At 71.3% G+C, this 18,797-nt stretch carries 14 protein-coding genes; 6 read left to right on the top strand and 8 right to left on the bottom strand.

What is annotated here, in order from left to right; translation table 11 throughout:
- The first annotated feature begins 9 nt into the window (after positions 1-9).
- Complete coding sequence (locus ACIBCM_RS14675) at positions 10-1,413, top strand: MFS transporter (RefSeq protein ID WP_399242994.1); 1,404 nt, start codon at positions 10-12, stop codon at positions 1,411-1,413.
- A gap of 35 nt (positions 1,414-1,448) precedes the next feature.
- Here ACIBCM_RS14675 and ACIBCM_RS14680 read toward each other — a convergent pair whose 3' ends face one another.
- The 6 genes from ACIBCM_RS14680 to ACIBCM_RS14705 form a co-directional block, all read right to left on the bottom strand.
- Positions 1,449-1,898 carry a hypothetical protein gene (locus ACIBCM_RS14680; RefSeq protein ID WP_399242996.1) on the bottom strand — a complete coding sequence of 150 codons (450 nt, stop codon included), beginning with the start codon at positions 1,896-1,898 and terminating at the stop codon, positions 1,449-1,451.
- Positions 1,899-2,242: 344 nt separating this feature from the next.
- The gene (locus tag ACIBCM_RS14685) at positions 2,243-2,746 is read right to left on the bottom strand and encodes an FBP domain-containing protein (protein WP_399242998.1); all 504 of its coding nucleotides are present in this window, start codon (positions 2,744-2,746) and stop codon (positions 2,243-2,245) included.
- Between the two features lie 202 nt (positions 2,747-2,948).
- Positions 2,949-3,563, bottom strand: a complete 615-nt coding sequence (locus tag ACIBCM_RS14690; RefSeq protein WP_399243000.1) for a flavin reductase family protein — start codon at positions 3,561-3,563, stop codon at positions 2,949-2,951.
- Positions 3,564-3,971: 408 nt separating this feature from the next.
- Complete coding sequence (locus ACIBCM_RS14695; RefSeq protein ID WP_399243002.1) at positions 3,972-4,766, bottom strand: enoyl-CoA hydratase/isomerase family protein; 795 nt, start codon at positions 4,764-4,766, stop codon at positions 3,972-3,974.
- A 248-nt stretch (positions 4,767-5,014) separates the two neighbouring features.
- Complete coding sequence (locus tag ACIBCM_RS14700) at positions 5,015-7,246, bottom strand: acetate--CoA ligase family protein (protein WP_399243004.1); 2,232 nt, start codon at positions 7,244-7,246, stop codon at positions 5,015-5,017.
- Positions 7,247-8,099: 853 nt separating this feature from the next.
- Positions 8,100-9,302, bottom strand: a complete 1,203-nt coding sequence (locus ACIBCM_RS14705) for a flavin-containing monooxygenase (protein ID WP_399243006.1) — start codon at positions 9,300-9,302, stop codon at positions 8,100-8,102.
- A 320-nt stretch (positions 9,303-9,622) separates the two neighbouring features.
- Between ACIBCM_RS14705 and ACIBCM_RS14710 the strand changes: the two genes are divergently transcribed.
- The 4 genes from ACIBCM_RS14710 (at position 9,623) to ACIBCM_RS14725 (ending at position 15,699) form a co-directional block, all read left to right on the top strand.
- Complete coding sequence (locus tag ACIBCM_RS14710) at positions 9,623-10,072, top strand: DoxX family protein (RefSeq protein WP_399243008.1); 450 nt, start codon at positions 9,623-9,625, stop codon at positions 10,070-10,072.
- A gap of 143 nt (positions 10,073-10,215) precedes the next feature.
- Complete coding sequence (locus ACIBCM_RS14715; RefSeq protein WP_399243010.1) at positions 10,216-10,698, top strand: Zn-ribbon domain-containing OB-fold protein; 483 nt, start codon at positions 10,216-10,218, stop codon at positions 10,696-10,698.
- 298 nt (positions 10,699-10,996) lie between these two features.
- A complete protein-coding gene (locus ACIBCM_RS14720; protein WP_399243012.1) occupies positions 10,997-13,825 on the top strand; it encodes a hypothetical protein in 2,829 nt (942 codons plus the stop codon).
- Positions 13,825-15,699, top strand: coding sequence for a hypothetical protein (locus ACIBCM_RS14725; RefSeq protein ID WP_399243014.1), 1,875 nt, complete (start codon positions 13,825-13,827; stop codon positions 15,697-15,699). The genes ACIBCM_RS14720 and ACIBCM_RS14725 overlap by 1 nt, the downstream gene beginning before the upstream one ends.
- Positions 15,700-15,987: 288 nt before the next feature.
- On the opposite strand, the gene ACIBCM_RS14730 is transcribed toward ACIBCM_RS14725, so the two are convergent.
- Together ACIBCM_RS14730 and ACIBCM_RS14735 are read right to left on the bottom strand one after the other, a co-directional pair.
- Positions 15,988-16,659, bottom strand: coding sequence for a pyridoxal 5'-phosphate synthase (locus ACIBCM_RS14730; RefSeq protein WP_399243016.1), 672 nt, complete (start codon positions 16,657-16,659; stop codon positions 15,988-15,990).
- A gap of 167 nt (positions 16,660-16,826) precedes the next feature.
- Entirely contained in the window at positions 16,827-18,005 is a 1,179-nt protein-coding gene (locus tag ACIBCM_RS14735; RefSeq protein WP_399243018.1) for a thiolase C-terminal domain-containing protein, read from the bottom strand.
- 47 nt (positions 18,006-18,052) lie between these two features.
- On the opposite strand from ACIBCM_RS14735, the gene ACIBCM_RS14740 reads away from it, so the two are divergent.
- Complete coding sequence (locus ACIBCM_RS14740) at positions 18,053-18,481, top strand: DUF1801 domain-containing protein (RefSeq protein ID WP_399243020.1); 429 nt, start codon at positions 18,053-18,055, stop codon at positions 18,479-18,481.
- Positions 18,482-18,797: the final 316 nt, after the last annotated feature.

Below are 18,797 nucleotides of genomic sequence, written 5' to 3' on the forward strand. Positions count from 1 at the left end.
GGCCACTCGATGCGGCGCACCGGCCCCCTGAAGCTGGACACCGTGACCGAAACCCCCGAGATCGCGCGCTCTCCACGCCGCCCGCTCCGGCCCCGTCGCTTTCCCCGTAACGTCCACCGCGCCTGGTACGTCGCCGCCGTCACCTTTGTGACGATCATCGGCGCCGCCGCCTTCGCGTCGCTCCCCGGGCTGCTGATCGACCCGCTGCACGAGGAGTTCGACTGGTCGCGCGGCACGATCGGTTTCGCGGTCTCGGTCAATCTCGCGCTGTACGGGCTGACGGCGCCGTTCGCGGCGGCCCTGATGGACCGGTTCGGCATACGCCGGGTCGTGGCCGTCGCCCTCACGGTGATTGCGGTCGGCTCCGGCCTGACGGTGTTCATGACGGCGGCCTGGCAGCTGATGCTGTACTGGGGCATCCTCGTCGGGTTCGGCAGCGGCACGATGGCCCTCGCCTTCGCCGCGACCGTCACCAACCGCTGGTTCGTCCAGCGGCGGGGCCTGGTCACCGGCGTTCTCACCGCCGCCGGAGCCTCCGGGCAGCTGGTCTTCCTCCCCGTACTGTCCTGGCTGGTGGAGGACCACGGCTGGCGCCCGGCCGCCGTCACCGTCGCGCTCTCCGCACTCGCCGTCGTGCCCTTCGTCTGGCTGCTGCTGCGTGACCATCCGGCGGACGTGGGGCTCGCCGCGTACGGGGCGGAGGGGTTCACGCCCAAGCCGCCCCCGGTGCCGGGGGCCGCGCGCCGGGCGGTGGCCGTGCTGTTCAAGGCGGCCCGCACCGGACCGTTCTGGCTGCTCGCGGGCACCTTCGCGATCTGTGGCGCCTCCACGAACGGCCTGGTCAAGACCCACTTCGTGCCCGCCGCACACGATCACGGCATGGCGATCACGGCGGCGGCTTCGCTGCTCGCGGTGATCGGCGTCTTCGATGTCATCGGCACGGTCGCGTCCGGCTGGCTCACCGACCGCTACGAGCCCCGCCGGCTGCTCGCCGTGTACTACGCGCTGCGGGGCATCAGCCTGCTCTTCCTGCCGATGCTGCTCGCGCCCACCGTCCAGCCCCCGATGATCTTCTTCATCGTCTTCTACGGCCTGGACTGGGTGGCGACCGTCCCGCCGACGATCGCCCTGTGCCGGGAGCACTACGGCGAGGACAGCGCGATCGTCTTCGGCTGGGTGCTGGCCTCGCACCAGGTGGGCGCGGCGGTGGTCGCGTACGCGGGCGGGGTGTCACGGGACGTGTTCGGCTCGTACGACGTCATCTGGTACGCGTCGGGCGCCCTGTGCGCGGTCGCGGCGCTGATGGCCCTGGTGATCCGGCGCGAACCGCTGCCGGTGCTCGCGCCGGGCCCGCTCCCGGTGGCCGGGGGCCCGGCCGGGACGCCCGAGGACGTCCCGGCCGAGCGGCGCTGAGCTGTGCGCCACCCCGTCTGCGCGACGGTGCTCCGCTAGCGGATGGAGGGCGTCCCCGGGAGCTGCCAGGTCTTCTGGCCGGGGCCGGTGTTGTAGTAGATCGTCCCGTCGCCCGTCAGGGGCGGGTTACGGGTCGACCACGCGGTCGCACACGTTTCCGCGCCGCTGTCGTATCTGTTGATCTTGGATTCGAAGTCGCAGTTCCTGCCTTCTATCAAGGCGTCGTTCCGCTCCAGGCGCGTGTAGACGTCGAACTGCGTGAATCCACCAGGGTTGTTCAGTTTTGTCCATTTCACGGTCACGCGTGCCTGGAATTTCCCCGTGGTGTGGTGCCTTTCCACGCAGGTCTCCACGACGAACTGGATATTGCTGATGTAATCCTGAGGGGGACTCTCGCAGCGTTTGACGGCACTGGCGGGCGTGGCGAGCGCCGGCACGGCGGCGATGGCCATGACCCCGGCGAGAGCGAACACACGCTTCCTCAAAGGTTCCTCCTGGTCTGGGGAGAGAAACAGCTGACACCTGTAACAACGCGTGGGAATCAGGGGTCAGTTGCCGCCGGAGGGCCTGGTCAGCCGCGTGATACTCGGAGGCTGCCGTCATCGGGGCGAGATCTGGGGCGTACGAGAAGCTGGAGCACGTACGGCACGCGGCTGGGAGACGTACGGGACAGGGCGGCTGGTCGTGCCCGGGAGACGGCAGGCGTACGGAGACGTCGGCCAGGGCCGCCGGGTTCACCGGGACCTCGGCTTATCCGCGCCCTCATGCCACGGACGTACGCGGGCCTGCTCCGGGGCGCCCGGCCGCACCCGCGCCTGCGGGACAGCCCTCAGGCCGTGACCTTCGCGGCGAACGCCTCCAGATTCCCCATCACCCGCGTGATCTTCTCGTCCACCGTCAGGCTCTCCTCGTTCCGGACGAACCGCAGCTTCGGCTGCCGGATGCCACGGATGTAGAGCGAGCACGCGAGATCCGCGCACAGATACAGCCCGACGCTGCTGCCCTGCCGCCCGCGCTCCCCGGCCAGCGGGGCGACGAGCAGGCTCACACCGGAGGAGGCGTGCCCGGTCAGGCAGACATTGCAGATGCTGGACTTGAACGCGCCGGAGTTGGTGGTACCCGGCACACGCAGGCTCAGGCCCAGCGGACCGCCGGTCTTCCGCGGGATGACGAGATAGGCGCGCAGGGGCGCGCCCGGGTCGGTCCAGCCGAGGAAATCGAGGTCCTGCCAGGGCAGATCCGCGAAGTCGAGGGGCAGCCGGAGCCGCTTCGCCTCGCCCTTCGTGCAGTTCACGAAGGAGGTGCGGATCTGTTGGTCACTGAGGGGTTCCACGCTCCGGACGGTACACAGGGCGGGGGAGGGCGGGCATCCGGTTTTCCTGCCGGGGGAGCCTTCCCCTCTGTGGATGGGCCCGGCCGGGTGGGCTCCGGGCCAGGTGCGGGCCGGCCAGGTGCGGGCCCGGCCGTGAAAGTGGCCCCGGCCATGAGCGGGCCCCTCGGGCATGGAGGCGGGCCCGGCTCCGTACGGCCGCCGGTCAGCTGTCGAGCCGGCGGAACGTCCCCCGGTGGAACACCAGCGGCTCGCTCTCCCCGGACGCCCCCAGCGCCTCCACCCGCCCCACCACGATCAGATGATCGCCCCCGGTGTGCACGGCCTGGACCGAGCAGTCCACCCAGGCCGGAACGCCCTCCAGCAGCGGTGACCCGGTCACCGGCGCGGGCCCGTTCGCCACCCCGGCGAACTTGTCCGCCCCGCTCACCGCGAAGCCCCGGCACAGCCCGCCCTGCTCCTTGCCGAGGACGTTGACGCAGAAGGTCCCGGCGCGGGCGATGCGCGGCCAGGTCGTCGACGTACGCCCGACCATGAACACGATCAGCGGCGGATCGAGCGACAGGGAGGAGAACGACTGGCAGGCGAATCCGGCGGGGCCGTCCTCGTCACGGGTGGTGATGACGGTGACCCCGGTGGGGAAGTTCCCGAGGACCCGCCGGAACTCCGCCGGGTCGAGCGGCAGCCGCTCGTCGTCGCCGACGGCCCGCAGTTCGGGCCGCGGCAGTACGCCGAACCGCTCGGCGGCGGTCGTGGCGTCCGGCCCGGCGGCCGTGGGCGCCCCGACGGAACGGAGGTACCGGACGGCGGTAGCGGCCATGGCCGCGTGTCCCATCACACACCCATTGAAGCTGACGGATCGTCAGATGTGAAGGTGCGGGACAGGGTGTCCGGGGTCAGGTGTCCGGGGATCGGAAGAGGGACCCGCTTCCCGTGCCCCCGCGCCCCGTGTGATGGGGCGATCGGGGGCGGGACTTGTCAGCGGCGGCTGCCTTGGTTCGACGGCATGGCGACATGACGGACGTGGGTGCCCGCGATTCACTGCCATGAGCGGGCCCTGGACGGTACGGACCTGCTCGGGGCAGGGCCCGCCTCGCCCAGGGCTCAACGGTCCGGGTCCACTCCGTCCCGGGTCCATTCCGTTCCCCGGGTGCACTCCGTCCCGGGTTCATTCCGTCTCCTGGGTGCACCCGGTCCCCGGGGCCGGACAGCTCCGGCGGGCCCGGGCTCAGTGGCCCCGGTACTCCGGTGTCCGGCGCTCGACGAAGCTCGTGACGCCCTCGTTCGCGTCCCGGGTCGTCATATTGATCTCCTGAGCCGCCGCCTCCGCAGCGAACGCCGTCACCCGGTCGGATTCCAGCGACGCGTTCACCAGCTGCTTGGTGAGGGCGAGCGCCCGGGTCGGCCCCTGGGCGAGCCGTTCGGCCCATTCGCGGGCCGTCTTCTCCAGCTCGTCCGGGGCCACGACACGGTTGACGAGCCCGAGGCGCTGCGCCTCGGCGGCCGGCAGGGAGTCGCCGAAGAACATCAGCTCTTTCGCGCGCTGCGGACCGATGAGCCGGGGCAGGAGATACGCTCCGCCGCCGTCCGGGACGAGCCCCCGCCGTACGAACACCTCGATGAACCGCGCGGGTTCGGCCGCGAGAACCAGATCGCAGGCGAAGGCGAGATGCGCGCCGATACCGGCGGCAGTACCGTTGACGGCCGCGATGACCGGCTTCTCGCAGTCCAGTACGGCCCCGATGAACCGCTGCGCGCCCTGGCGGATCGTCCGGGCGACATCCCCGGCGATCCGCTCCCGCCCGGCCTGCGGTGAGCCCCGCAGATCCGCCCCCGCGCAGAACCCCCTGCCGGTGGCGCCGATGACGACGGCCCGTACCTCCGGGTCGCGGGACGCCGTCCCCAGCAGGGCGATGATCCGCTCACGCTGGTCCCAGGTGACCGCGTTCATCGCCTCGGGCCGGTTGAGGGTGATCCAGGAGACCCCGTTCTCGACCCGGTGCAGTACCTCGTCGGCGTTCACCGGTCCGTTGCTCCCCGATTCGCTGCTTCCCGGTCCGTTGCTCCCCGATTCGTTGCTTCCCGATTCGTTGCTTCCGGGTCCGTTGTTCTCCGGTCCGTTGTCTCCCGGTCCGCCGCTCACCGCAGCTGCGGTGTCCGGCACACCCTGCGGTGACCCGTGCTCCGGCGGTCCGTCCTTCCACGGCCCCTCGTTCACCGGCTGATCCTCCGGCGGCCCCTCGTTCATCCGCTTCATCTGCGGCCCCTCGTTCATCGGCACACCGCCAGCGCGTCCAGCGCCACCGCGCCCTGACCGCGCGGCAGCACCATCAGCGGATTGATGTCCAGTTCGGACAGTTCGTCGCCCAGCTCCAGCGCCATCCGCTGGACCCGCAGAACGACCTCGACGAGCGCGTCCACGTCCATCGGTGGCCCGCCCCTGACTCCGTCCAGCAGCGCCCGTCCGCGCAGTTCGTCCAGCATGGCGCGCGCCTGGCCCTCGCCGAACGGGGGCACCCTTACGGCCGCGTCCTGGAGGACCTCCACCAGCACCCCGCCGAGCCCGACGGTCACCGTCGGCCCGAACAGGGCGTCCTGGGTGACGCCGACGACCATCTCCACCCCCTTTTCCACCATCTGGCAGACGAGAACGCCGTCCAGCTCGATGCCCTCGTACCGCGCGATGTCGGTCAGTTCGCGGTAGGCGTCGCGTACCTGGCTCGCGGAGGTGAGACCGACCTTGACCAGGCCGAGTTCGGTCTTGTGGGCGAGCCGGGTGCCCGATGCCTTCATGACGACGGGGTAGCCGACCAGCCCGGCCGCCCGGACCGCCGCCGCCGCGCTGGTCACCAGCTGCTCGCGCGGCACCCGGATCCCGTACGCCCGCAGCAACTGCTTCGCGGAGTGCTCGCTGAGCTGCTGGCCGGGGCGCAACAGCGCCTGGGCCTTGCGGAAGGAGGGCGAGTGGGTGCGGGGGGCCTCGTCGAAGGGGGAGAGATAGCCGGAGGTGAAGCGGTGGTGGTCGAGATAGGCGCGTACGGCGGTGATGCAGTTCGCGAAGGTACGGAAGGTGGCGACCCGGGAGGACCCGAGCAGGGTCTCGCGGTACGCGGGTTCCGTACCGACCGGCGAACCCCACACCACACAGACCAGTTTGTCCGTCGCCTCGGCCGCGTCCGCGAGGTCCTGCGCCAGCTTGTCGCTCATGGGCGGGAACGGGCCGGTGATCGGGCAGATCAGCACCCCCACCCCGGGGTCGGCGAGGATGGCGTCGATGATCTTCCGGCCGCGCCAGTCGCCCACGGGGTGGCCGCCGTTGTCGACGGGGTTCGCGACGTTCAGATACTCCGGTATCCACTGGTGCAGCTCGTCCTGCCTGGCGGCGGAGAGGCGGGGGAGCCGCAGCCCGGCGGCGGTCGCGAGGTCGGAGAAGTGCGCGCCGGTACCGCCGGAGATGGAGTAGACGACGACCCCGTCGGACTGCGGCCTGCGGGCGCGGGCCAGCAGGGCGGAGGTGTCCTGGAGTTCGTCGAGCCCGTCGACGCGGATGACTCCGTACTGCCGCATGGCCGCGTCCACGACCTGGTCGGCGCCGGTGAGTTTGCCGGTGTGGGACGCGGCCATCCGCGCGCCTGTCTCGGTACGCCCCACCTTGACGGCGACGACCGGCACCCCGCGCCGGGCCGCCCGGTCGGCGGCGAGCAGGAAGGAACGCCCGTCCTTGAGCCCTTCGACGTAGCAGGCGATGGCGCCGACCTCGGGCCGTTCCGCGAAGTACGAGATGAAGTCGGCGGTCTCCAGATCGGCCTCGTTGCCGGTGGGTGCCCAGTGGGAGAGGCGTACCCCCAGCTCCTGGAGGGTGAAGACCGGGCGACCCTGGTGGCCGGACTGGGTGATCAGCGCGATGGCCGGTCCGTCGAGGTCGTCGCGGAACCTCTCGAAGGCGTTGAGGTTGGTGTTGGGGCCGAGGAGCCGTAGGCCGGCCCGTTCGACGGCGGCGGCGAGCCGGGTCTGGGCCGCGGCGCCCGCCTCGCCGGTCTCGGCGTATCCGGAGGCGAAGGCGACGGCGAATCTGACCTTGGCCTCGGCGAGTTCACCGATGACGGGCAGGGGGTCGCCGACCAGCAGGACGGCCAGATCGACCGTTTCGGGCAGGTCGGCCACGCGGGGGGCGCAGGGGAGCCCGAAGACCCGGTCCCGGGTGGGATGGACGGGGTAGAGCCGCGCGCCCACGCGTCCGGCCCAGTCGATGAGCTGCCGGGTGATACCCGTGTTGGGGCGGCCTTCGGCATCGGACGCCCCCACGACGGCGACGGACGCGGGCCGGAAGAACCGGTCGAGATCGGGCACGGGCGCGTACAGCGGACGCCCGCTGACATCCCTGTCCCCGTCGGCCGGGGTGACCGACGCGGTGTCGTGGATGGCGTCGCGGGGCTGTTCTCCGCAGGCCACTACGCGTGCGCGGAGGTCGGAGGTGAGGGTGCCGTGAGTAGATCCAAGCATCGTGAGCCCCGCTCCTGCTCGTTGCCAAGTCCAAAGTTACTGACGCATAGTCAGATTACAGAACTGACGGCATGTCAGGAATGGGTCTGCAGGCAAAGGGTGCGGGGGTTCTCGGGTCCCCTACCCGGGAACTCGGGTCCCATACCCGGGAAACGGCGTCGGCAGACCGCTGGACGGGTCCGGACTGAGGTGGGCCGGGGCCTCCGGGCGGAGAAGGTCCGGGGGCGGGGGCGGGGGCGGTCCGGGGCCTCGGGGCGGAGGCGGTCCGGGGGCGAAGTGGCCCGGGGGCCGGGGCCTTTGGCAGGAGGCGGTTCACCGGGGCCGGGGCCACCGGCCGGTAGTGGTCCGGGGCCTCAGGGTGGTTCCGGTGGGGTGGGTGTGGCTCGCTCGGGGCGGGCGGCTCGTACGGGAACCACCGGGAGCGGACTGCGGATGACCGGGTTTCGCCGGGTCCGTGGCCGAATCGCGGGGACAGTAACACAGTCGTCCGCGCAGACGCTGAGTTGAGCGAGCGATGAGCTGCGCCGACCGGGCCGTACAGGGGAGGGCCCGGTCGGCGTAATCGCGTACGGCCCCCTCACTGGCGGCCCTGCCCGGCCACGGCTCTCCCTCGGTCCGCCTCCTTCGCCGGGAGGTCGGCCGGACACCTGGTCGGCGGCCCTCAAGGGCGCGCCTCTTGGCGTGCTGGTGTGTCGGCGCACCTCAGCCCGTCCGCGCCCCCTCGGCGTACAGGCGCCCCTCAACGCATCCGTGCCCCGGCGCACGTCAGCGGGGCGCGACCCTCGGCGCCCCGGCGCCCGTCAACGCATCCGCGCCCCCGGCCGACCCGCGCCTCCCCGGCCGCCACCCCGCCTCAGCGCGCCGCCAGCGCCTTCGCGATCCTGCGCGCGTCGATCGCCATCTCACGGAGCATTCCGCTGATGGGATCGGTGAACCCCGTGAAGTACAGCCCCGGCGCCCCCGCCGGAGTGCGGCGGCCGTGTGCGAGGGGCTTCCCGTTCGCGTCGAGTACGCCGAGGTGCCCGATCATCCCTTCCAGCGCCCGCCGGTACCCCGTCGCCGCGATCACCACGTCCGGGGCGAGGCTGGTCCCGTCGGCGAGGACGGCCTTGTCCGGCTCGAAGGAGGCGAGCGCCGCGACGGGTTCGACCTTCCCCGTACGTACGGCGTGGATCAGTCCCACGTCCTGCACCGGGATCGCGCCCTCCTTGACCCGCGAGTACAGACCGGTGTCCGGGCGCGGCAGGCCATGGGCGGTCAGATCCGGTACGGAGATCCGGGTGAGCGGCCGGGCCAGCCGGTCGACCACCGCGGCGGGCAGCCTGCGGATCAGGACGCCGCTGCGCTGGGTGGGCCAGCCGGCCAGGGAGCGGCGCACGATGTGCGGGGTCGTGCGCACCGCGAGCCGTACCCGCGCGGCGCCGCCCTCCGCCAGATCGACGGCTATCTCCGCGCCGGTGTTGCCCGCGCCGACGACCAGGACGTCCTTGCCCGCGTAGGGGGACGGCTCGCGGTACTCGCGCGCGTGCAGCAGTTCGCCGCCCCAGCCGTCGCGGCCCGGCCAGTCGGGCAGCCGCGGGGTGTGGTTGTGGCCGGTGGCGACGACGACCGCGCGCCCGGTGAGCCGCCGGCCGCCCGTGGCGTGCAGCAGCCAGTCGGAGCCCGCCGGTTCGATACGGGAGACCTCGACGCCCGTGACGATCTCCAGCTCGTGGAACTCGGCGTACTTCTCCAGATAGCGGACCACATGGTCGCGGGAGACCCAGCGCCCGAACGACCGGGGCATGGGGAGACCGGGCAGTCCCGACAGCCGCCGGGTGGTGTGGAGGCGCAGCCGGTCGTAGTGGCCCCGCCAGGAGGCGCCGACGGCATCGGACTTCTCCAGTACGACGGCCCGTACGCCCCGCTCCTTCAGCGCCGCGGCCACGGCGAGACCTCCCGGGCCGCCTCCGACGACATAGACGGGTCGGTCGTCGGTGCGGTCGAAGCCCCCGCCTCTGTCCGCCGGGGACTTCCTTCCGGACTTCCCCGCGGACTTCGATTTTTCGCCGGCCATGAGGCGTGAGCGTACTGCCGCGCTCTGTTGATGGGTCTCAGTCAAGGCGGAAATCGATTGCGAATTGATCACGTACGGTACGACTGGTTCCGGCTTGTTCCGACTTGGTTCCCGGCTGCTTCCCGGCGGTCTTCCTTTCTGATCACCTTTGCTCGCGTCTGTTCCCGGCCGATCCCGCCTCTTCTCGCCTTTTCTTGACTGCGTGTGCCTGTTCTCGTCCGGCCCGGCCGATCGGATGCGCATGCCTCTTGCGCTCCGGCGCCTCCATCGGCTGAACTGACGTACCGTCAGAAACTTGGGAAGAGGGAGGTCCGGTCCGGATGCAGACCGTCTGGCTCACCGGTGCCGAATGGGGCGCCGTCCTCCGTATCGGTCTCGGCCTGTGGTGGCTGGAGAGCTGGCGGCACAAGGACAGGAAGGGCTGGTTCGAGCGAGGGACCGGTATCGCGTGGGCGGCCGAGGTGGCGGGCAAGCACCGCTGGCCCTTCGTGAAGGACGGCTTCCGGAAGATCGTCGAGCCGCGTCCCAAGGTGATGGCGTATATCGTCGTCTACGCCGAACTCGCCCTCGGACTCGGCCTGATCAGCGGTTTTCTCACCCCGATAGCCCTCGTCGGCGGGCTGCTGCTCAATCTGCTCTATCTGGTGCTGATGATCCACGACTGGGCCGAGCAGGGGCAGAACGCGATGATGGCCCTGATCTCGTTCGTGGCGCTCTTCGCGATGTCCTGGCAGACGTGGTCGCTCGACAACGCGATCGGACTGTTCTGATGACCGCGAACCGTGGTACGCCGACGCCTTCCGCCGAGGAGCCATCCTCTGTGGCGCCTTCCGCCGCGAAGTCCTCCGGTGCGGTGCCTCCGGCCGCGACGCCCTCCGCCGCGATACGGCCGGCCACGGCGCCCTCCGCCGGCGTGCCTTCGGCCGCGACCCCCGATGTCGACGACTTCACCCGTACCTACTGGGACGCGGCGGCCGGGGGGCGGCTGCTGATCCGCCGCTGTCGCGCCTGCGGGAAGGCCCACCACTACCCGCGCGAGTTCTGCCCGTTCTGCTGGAGCGAGGACGTCGGCTGGGAGCGGGCGAGCGGACGGGCGACCCTCTACACCTGGTCCGTGGTGCACCGGAACGATCTGCCGCCGTTCGGTGCGCGGGTCCCCTATGCCGCCGCCGTGGTCGATCTCGCCGAAGGGCCGCGCATGATGACCGAGGTGGTCGAGTGCGAGGAGCGGGAGCTGACCGTCGGGATGGAACTGGAGGTCGCCTTCCGCGTGGAGGACGGGTCGTCCCGTACCGGGAGCGGGGTGCGTGTCGAGGGCGGGTCTCGTGCGGAGGCCGGGGGTGGGGAGGTGCCCGCGGGGATGGCCGTTCCGGTCTTCCGTCCGGTGCGGCGATAGCCCCCGACCGGCGCACCGGACGGGCGGCGATAGCGTCCGATCAGCGTCCGGCCGGGGCGGTGACAATGCCCGATCGGTATCCGCCCCGGGGCGGCGATAGCGTCCGCGAACGGGGCTGATCCGGACCCCGGCCTCTCAGATCTGGCGGACGCACGCCAGACGCTCACTCCGCCAGGTGGTTTCAACCGGCGATGTCTTTGCGGACATATACGCGAACCTCCATTCGGGAGCAGCCTGTTGCGTACGGCACCGGATGCGCGCCGGAAGCGTCCGGGGCGGCCCGAAGGGAGCGTGCGCAATGAAGGTCAACTTCGCCAAGTTCGACGGTTCTCTGCCCTACGCGTCGGAGCTGTACGGCGTGTATCAGCCGCTGCTGGGCTGGAAGTCGGCTCGGCTGTCCAGACGGTTCGGGACGGCGGGCGGCGATCTGAACCGGTCGCTGGCCGCGGCGCTGACCGAGAAAATGCGCCCGTCGTACTCGGTGCCGCCCGCGCCGGCGCTCCCCGGCGAGGGAGCGGAGGCCGGAGCCGGACCGGGAGGGGCCGGGGGAGCCGTTGCCGAAGGGGAAGCGGGTGGGGTCAGTGTGTCCGCGCGGTGGGTGGATCCCGCCGATGCTCCGGGCGCCGATCCCCGGGCGGCGGCCGACCCCGTGATCACCATCGAGCCCGGCTCACCGGTCCCGGCGGTGACCTCCGCCCTGCCCGGAGTGCTCGACGGCGTGGTCGCCCGGGAGCTGGTCGCCCGTCTCCAGAAGGAGGACCTCACGGAACCGGCCGTATGGGACCGGCTCGTCGGGCCGGAAGGTCTGGCCGAGCTGCTGCGGACGGCGGCGACGAAGATCTCGCAGGGAGGGGTCGTCGTCCACGCCGGGGGAGCGGGCCCGTCCGGGGCCCCCGACCTGTCCGGCAAGGCGGCGCTCGCCGCCCGGGAATCGCAGATCGCGGGCACCCTCAGGCAGTTGCAGCAGACCGGGCGCTACGACGTACTGCACGCGATGTTCGCCGCCGGTGCCCATCAGGTGGACGTACCGGCCGTCGCCGCCCTCGCCGCCCTCCTGGGCGTCGGCCCGGCGGGGTCCCCGGGAGCCAGGGAGAACGGGGGAGCGGCGGTCGCGCTCCCGGAAGCGTCCCTCTCGCCCCTCGGCGTCGTCCATCTCTTCCGCCAGTACTTCTTCGAGTTCGACTCCTTCCTCGGGCCGCCGGTCCAGCACATCTGGCTCAGCCCCGGCGCCAGCGTCGAGCTGATCGAGATCAGCACCCGCCGTACACTCACCGAGCGCACGACCGAGTCGTCGCTGGAGACCACCGACCGCAGCGAGCAGGAGAGCAGGACCGAGGACGAGCTGTCCTCGTCCGTCCGGGAGGAGAACCAGAGCAGTACGAAGTTCGGCGTCAGTCTGGACGTCACCACCGACGGCAAGCTCGGGGTGTTCAACACCCAGGCCACCGCGCGCACGAGCTATGACGCCGAGGACTCCCGCAAGACCGCCAAGGAGCAGACCCACAAGCAGCTGCGCCAGCAGACCATCAAGCTCTCCTCGGAGATCAAGCGCAGCTTCAGGTCGACGTTCAAGACGGTCGTGGAGACCACGGACACCTCCAGCAAGCGCTACCTCCTGCAGAACACCACCGCGCAGCTCGTCAACTACGAACTGCGCCGCAAGATGCGCCAGGTCGGCGTCCAGGTGCAGGACATCGGCACCCAGATGTGCTGGCAGACCTATGTGGACCGGCCCGGCGACCAGCTCGGGGTCGCCCGGCTCGTCCATATCGCCCAGCCCCCGGACACCCAGGTCCAGCCCGCCCAGCTCGTCCCCGCGCCCGAGCAGTACCAGGAGACCGTGGAGGGCACCCACAAGGGCCCCGACGACGACTACTTCGACGACCAGCTGAACGATCTCCAGCTCTACCCGAAGTACGGATACGAGTACAAGGGCCACACCAATGTGCAGTGGACCAGCAGCAATGTCGCGGCCCTGGACATCCGGCCGGCCCCCGGGGGCAACAACGTCCTCAAGCTGCGTATGCGCGGCCACAGCGGCGACGACGGGGAGATGTTCCCCTACCGCTTCACCGTGAACTACGGCCCCACCGCCGCCTATATCGCCCAGATCGAGAAGGAGAACGCGGAACGGCTGAAGGAGGTGGACCAGGAGAAGGAGCGCGTCGCGAAGGAGGCGTTCTACAAGGCGGCGCAGGAGCGGGTGAAGCTGGCCTCCGCCATCGGCCCCCGCCGGTTCGAGGATCTGCGCGAGGAGGAGCGTGTCGTCGTCTACCGCGATCTGGTCCGCCAGCTCTTCCGGGGCACCGGACTCGACAGTCTGGGCGCCCAGACGCAGCACGTCATGGCCGAGCTGGTGCAGAGCCTGTTCGACGTCGACAAGATGCTCTACTTCGTCGCGCCCGAGTGGTGGGTGCCCAACAGACTGGCGGTCAGGGAGAACCTGGGCTTCAGTTCGGACACCGAGCGGGAGGAGTTCGAGAGAAGCACGGTCGTCGGCTGGGGCGGCACCAACACCGCCGACGACTACTACATCACCGCCGACTCCGCCCCCGCCCGCCTCGGCAGTTCGCTCGGCTGGCTGCTCCAGCTCGACGGCGACAATCTCCGCAACGCGTTCTTGAACGCGCCCTGGGTCAAGGCGGTGGTGCCGATCCGGCAGGGCCGGGAGTTCGACGCGCTGGAGTGGCTCACGAATGTCGGGGTCGAGGGCACCGACGGGCTGGACGATCTGTACGCGGAGGCGATCCCCGGGGAGCGCGGACGCATGCTGATCGCCCTCCAGCGGTATCAGTGGAAGGACCCCGCCCTCGCCGCCCGCTATCGCGAACTGACCGTCGACCGGCTCACCGTGCACGACGCCATCCGCTATCTCGCGGTGGTGATCTCCGGCGAGTGGGAGAAGTCCCGGGTGAAGGTGAGTGAGCGGCTGCCGGACGGCACGCCGGTCAACTATCTGCCCGCCGACAAGGTCTACGAGCGCGGATTCGACCCGCTGGACAAGGGGTTCGAGGCGTCCGGCGCGGTGCCGTTCCAGGTCTTCGACCAGTGGATCGAGATCATGCCCACGGACCAGATCGTCGCCACGGAGGTCCGGTACGACCCCAAGACGGGGACCCAGCTCTGATGGCGGACCGGCTGACGCTCACGATCCAGGACGTCCGGGGAATCCCCCCGGCCGGCCAGGCGCAGGTCACGATGGAGTGGACGGACCCCATCACCCCGACCCCCGCCTCCCGTACGGTCACGGTTCCGGCGGACCGCCCCGCGTTGCTGTCCCTCTTCTTCACCGGCTGGTTCCGGATCTCGCTGGTGATCCGCCACCCCGACTACGTGGACGAGGCACTGACCCTCACCTCCTCCGCGCTCCCCTCACGGCCGCCCGCCGAACCGGACACCACCGTCCACTGGGACAACCGGGGAGCCGTCGTGACCCGCAGCGGCGACGACATCTCCGTCACGGTCGAGCTGGGCCGGATCCGTCAGGCCCCGCTCGCGGCCAGGGCGGCGGCGGGCACGGGCGAGGATCCGTCCGGAGTGTTCTTCGCGGAGGGAAACGGCCAGCCCCGCCGGTACGCCTCCCTGAACCTCCCGGGCGCCCCGCTCACCCCGATGTGGCTGGAGAAGGCCGGGATCCGTACGCTCCAGGACTCGCCCGGCTCGGACGACGAGTCCCCCACCGCCCTCGGCGAGACCGACAAGGACGGCTGGGACCGCTTCCGCACCACCGAGAGGACCGTCGCCCTCGCCGACACGGGCGGCTTCCTCTGGCTGGAGTACGGCAGCGTCTCCGGCAGACGGCCCGGCGAGCCCCGCTTCCTGGTCGCGGTATGGGCGCCGAAGGCCCCGCCCGACGGCTCCGCCTCCTCGGGAGCTTCCGCCTCCGGTGCCTCCGCGCCGGCGGCGGGTTCCGGTGCGGGATCCCGGGCGGCCCTCGATGTGATCTGCTACTTCACACCGAGCACCCTCACCGGGAAGTACCCGCACACCACCTACCCCTTCCGCAGCGGCTATCCCTACGCGCTCGGCACGGAGGGCCGGGCCGCCGAACAGCCGTATGTCGTCGTCGGCTACCGCCATCTGATGCGCGATCTCGCACTCATCCAGTCCCAGCACGTGTCGGGACGCCCGGCCGTTGTGGTGCTGCCGGTCTTCCCCGCGCTGAAACCCGACAAGAAGGGCAGCAAGGAGAACGGGCAGCACGCCTGGCAGCCGTTCGGCTCCCAGGCGGGCATGCACCGGCTGCTCCTCGAAGTGATCCACTTCCTCCACCGGTTCGGCTACCGCCCGCCGGGCGGCTCGGGCCCCGGCGGTGACTTCTCCCGCTGGCAGGGCAGCAGCGCCCAGGTCGGGGCCCTGCCGGTGATGCCGGTGCCCCGGGCGGGCATCACGGTCCCGGAGCCGCCGCCCGGTCTGGGCAATGTCACCGTGTGCGGCTTCAGCAGCTGTATGCCGGGCATGTTCGGGCTCCTCCGCCAGGGCCCGATCCCGCTGCCCCGGCACTATCCGCCGCAACTGTTCGGCGCGGACCCGGCGGAGTTCTCCGACGCCTGGCGGGAGTGGTGGGACCTCGACCTGTCCCTCAACGAGCGGCTCACCGGGATCAGCACCCCGGAGTACGAGAAACGGCTGCTCGCCTGGTTCGGCGACCGCACCCGGGGCCGTGACCGGCGCGTTCGGCTGTACCACTCCGAGTACACGACGGGCGGCGAGCCCGCGGCCCGGCTCTTCGCGCGGCTCGCCGGGCGGGAGCACACGGTCCTGACGGCCCATGCCCCCGGCCTGGCCGAGGAGTGGCGCGACCCCGAGGGCCGCTGGTCCGCCGCGTTCTACAGCCGCGCGTTCCTGCGCGCCGACGCCCGCCCGAGCGGTGTGCTCCCCCTGTTCCCGCTGCTTCAGGACGGCCGGCTGAGCGAGGAGCTGATCCACCCCTTCACCGCGGCCATCGGCTTCGGCCACGCCTCAAAACTCCGCGAGACCCGCCCCCGGAGCAGCGACTGAGGGAACGTGCCCCTCCCCGCCATTGAGGAGCGCGGCTGCGGGATTCTCAGCCTCTCCGGCGTTTGAGGAGCGGGGTCCGGGGTGGAGCCCCGCGAGTGCTCGCGCATGCGGGGGTGGTGGTTGCGGGGAGGGGCTTGGTTTTCGGCCTGTGTGGGGTTGTTGTGGCGGGGTGCGGGATTTTCAGCCTCTCCGGCGTTTGAGGAGCGGGGTCCGGGGTGGAGCCCCGCAAGCGCCCGCGCATGCGGAGGACGCGGACCTCCGCTGCCCCGAGCCCGGGGCCGGGCGCGCTCAGGGCCAGAGCAGCTCCCGCCGCCACCCGCCGCCGGAACCACGTCCGTACCGGAGGCGCACATGGCGCCGCTCGGGATGCCCCTGGAAGAACTCCACCTCACGCGGCTCCAGGACGTACCGCGTCCACGTCGGAACGGCCGCGTCCGGCTCCGCCTGCGCCCGCTGCCAGGCGGTACGGGAGGCGGCGGCGAGTTCGTCGAGCGAGCCGAGGACCTCGCTCTGGTGACCGGTGAGCGCCGCGGCCAGCGCACCCGTGGACCGGGCGTGCAGATCGGCCCGGCTCACGTCGGACCCGGCCGCGCCGACCGGACCCCGGACACGGATCTGGCGCCCCTGGGCGGCCCAGTAGAAGCCGAGGGCGGCCTCGGGACACGCGGCCAGTTGACGCCCCTTCGCACTGGTGGTGTGGGAGGCGAAGTGCCAGCCGCGTTCGTCGGCGTCGTGCAGCATCAGGGTGCGTACGTCGGGACGGGAGTGTTCGTCGACGGTGGCCAGGGCCATGGTGTGCGGCTCCGGCTGCCCCGCCGCCACGGCCTGGGCGAACCACTGATGGAACAGCGGCAGCGGCTCGTCCGGCGCGTCGGCCGGATCGAAGACGGGCAGGTCGGTGTCCCAGACACGCTGGCTGTGCAGGAGGCTGCGGAACGCGGCCCCCGGGTCGTTGTCCATCACCCCAGTCAACCGCACCCCGACGGCCGCCCGAGGCTCCCGGCCCCCGACCCACCGCGCTCCCGCATACGGGCTCCGTCCCGGACCCCGCTCCTCGAACAGCCGGAGAGGCGGAACGTCCGCGCCCCCGCATTCGGGCTCCCTGTCCTTCCACCACCACCCGTGACTCAGTCGCGGCCGAGGACGACCGTTCCCGAGGAGCAGAACCAGCCGCCCGTGCCGGAGGCCACGGCCAGTCGGGGAGGTTCGCCGTCGCGCCGGAGGGTCTGATGGCCGCCGGCCTCACCGCGGAGCTGCCGTACCGCCTCGACCAGGAGGAACAGACCCCGCATCCCGGGGTGGCAGGCGGAGAGGCCGCCGCCGTCGGTGTTGACGGGCAGTTCGCCGCCCGGCCCGATCCGCCCCTTCTCGACGAACGCGCCGCCCTCGCCCTTGTCGCAGAACCCCAGGTCCTCCAGGGTCACCAGGGTCATATAGGTGAAGGCGTCGTAGATCTCGGCGATGTCCATCTCACCGGGGCCGAGCCCGGCGCGTTCGAAGGCGAGACGTCCGGAGACCGCGGCCGGGGAGATAGTGAAGTCGTCCCACTCGGACATGGTCGTATGGGAGACGTACTCGCCGGTGCCGAGGATCCACACCGGGGCCTTCGCCGTGTCCGGGACGTACTCCTCCGCGACGAGCAGTACGGCGCAGCCCCCGTCACTGCGGATGCAGCAGTGCAGCTTGGTGAACGGATCGGCGATCATCGGCCCGTCCAGGACGTCGTCCACGGTGATCGGGTCGCGGAACATGGCGTCCGGGTTGGCAGCGGCGTGCGCCCGCGCCTGGACGGCGACCGAGGCGAACTGCTCCAGCGTGGTCCCGTACTCGTGCATATGGCGGCGCGCGGCCATGGCGTACTTGGCGATGAGGGTGTGCCCGTACGGCACCTCGAACTGCAGCGGCCCCCGGCTGCCGAAGGAGAGATTGGAGGTGCGGCGCCGGGCCTTGATGTCGGCACGGGCGGTGGAGCCGTAGACAAGGAGGACGGCATTGGCGTGACCCGCGGCGATGGCATCGGCGGCATGCGCGGCCATGACCTCCCAGGTCGCTCCGCCGACGGCCGTCGAGTCCACCCATCGCGGTTTCAGCCCCAGATACTCGGCGACCTCGATGGGCGCGAGCGTGCCGAGTCCGGCCGAGCCGAAGCCGTCGACGACCGAACGGTCGAGACCCGAGTCGGCCAGCGCGCGGCGCGCGGCCTGGGCGTGCAGGGTGTAGGGGGTGGGACCGTCGACACGTCCGCCGTCCGACAGGGATATGCCGACGATGGCGACCTTGCGGGCAGCCCGCGGGGGAGTAGACATAAATCTGACGGTACATCAGATACCGGGAGTGGAGTAGGGAGCGGAACATGGTCCAGAGCACCGCGCCGGACGTGGACGGCTACCTCGCGGAAGTGACGGACGAGGGCAGGCGAACCGCGCTGGCGCGTATCCGGGAGCTGTGCCGTACGGAGCTGGCGGGCTACGAGGAGCTGATGGCGTACGGGATGCCGGTGTACCGGCGGCCCGGAGCGGAACAGGGAGAGATCGCCTTCGCCAACCAGAAGCAGTACATCTCCCTCTATCTGCTGCGTGTGGACGTGCGGGAAGCCTTCGAAAGCCGGCTGGCGGGCCATGACATGGGCAAGGGGTGTCTGCGCTTCCGGCGTATCGAGAAGATCGACTACGACCTGGTGCGCGATCTGCTCCGCGCGACGGCGGTGGCGACGGCGACGGCGGCCGACCCGAGCGGCGATCCGGGCGCCGATCCGGGCGCCGACCCGGGACGGATCAGCTGATCGCGGCCGGAACTGCCGGCCTCGGCCGGAACTTCTGATGTGGGCCGGGTGAGGCCACCGCACCGCCGGCTGGTTCTGCTGCTCCCGGGCCGGGTGGGGTGCTGCCGGCCTCGGCCGTTTCCGCCGACCGGGCCGGGTGGCCGCGGTCGACCCCGGCTGGATCTGCTCAACAGGCCGTTTCTGCTGACCCGGGCCGATTGGGCCGCTCCCGCCCCGGCCGGTTCTCCCGCCCCGGCCGGTTCTCCCGCCCCGGCCGGTTCTCCCGCCCCGGCCGGTTCTGTCGACGTCGGCTGATCTGCTGACCCCGGCCGGGAGG

The organism is Streptomyces sp. NPDC051018, assembly GCF_044456085.1.
Taxonomy (GTDB): Bacteria; Actinomycetota; Actinomycetes; order Streptomycetales; family Streptomycetaceae; genus Streptomyces.

What these genes read in the sequence shown, in the direction of transcription:
- ACIBCM_RS14675 (WP_399242994.1), top strand. Translation starts at nt 10, where the DNA reads ATGCGGCGCACCGGCCCCCTGAAGCTGGACACCGTGACCGAAACCCCC.
- ACIBCM_RS14690 (WP_399243000.1), bottom strand. Translation starts at nt 3,563, where the DNA reads ATGGCCGCTACCGCCGTCCGGTACCTCCGTTCCGTCGGGGCGCCCACG.
- ACIBCM_RS14700 (WP_399243004.1), bottom strand. Translation starts at nt 7,246, where the DNA reads ATGCTTGGATCTACTCACGGCACCCTCACCTCCGACCTCCGCGCACGC.
- ACIBCM_RS14705 (WP_399243006.1), bottom strand. Translation starts at nt 9,302, where the DNA reads ATGGCCGGCGAAAAATCGAAGTCCGCGGGGAAGTCCGGAAGGAAGTCC.
- ACIBCM_RS14710 (WP_399243008.1), top strand. Translation starts at nt 9,623, where the DNA reads ATGCAGACCGTCTGGCTCACCGGTGCCGAATGGGGCGCCGTCCTCCGT.
- ACIBCM_RS14720 (WP_399243012.1), top strand. Translation starts at nt 10,997, where the DNA reads ATGAAGGTCAACTTCGCCAAGTTCGACGGTTCTCTGCCCTACGCGTCG.
- ACIBCM_RS14725 (WP_399243014.1), top strand. Translation starts at nt 13,825, where the DNA reads ATGGCGGACCGGCTGACGCTCACGATCCAGGACGTCCGGGGAATCCCC.
- ACIBCM_RS14730 (WP_399243016.1), bottom strand. Translation starts at nt 16,659, where the DNA reads ATGGACAACGACCCGGGGGCCGCGTTCCGCAGCCTCCTGCACAGCCAG.
- ACIBCM_RS14735 (WP_399243018.1), bottom strand. Translation starts at nt 18,005, where the DNA reads ATGTCTACTCCCCCGCGGGCTGCCCGCAAGGTCGCCATCGTCGGCATA.
- ACIBCM_RS14740 (WP_399243020.1), top strand. Translation starts at nt 18,053, where the DNA reads ATGGTCCAGAGCACCGCGCCGGACGTGGACGGCTACCTCGCGGAAGTG.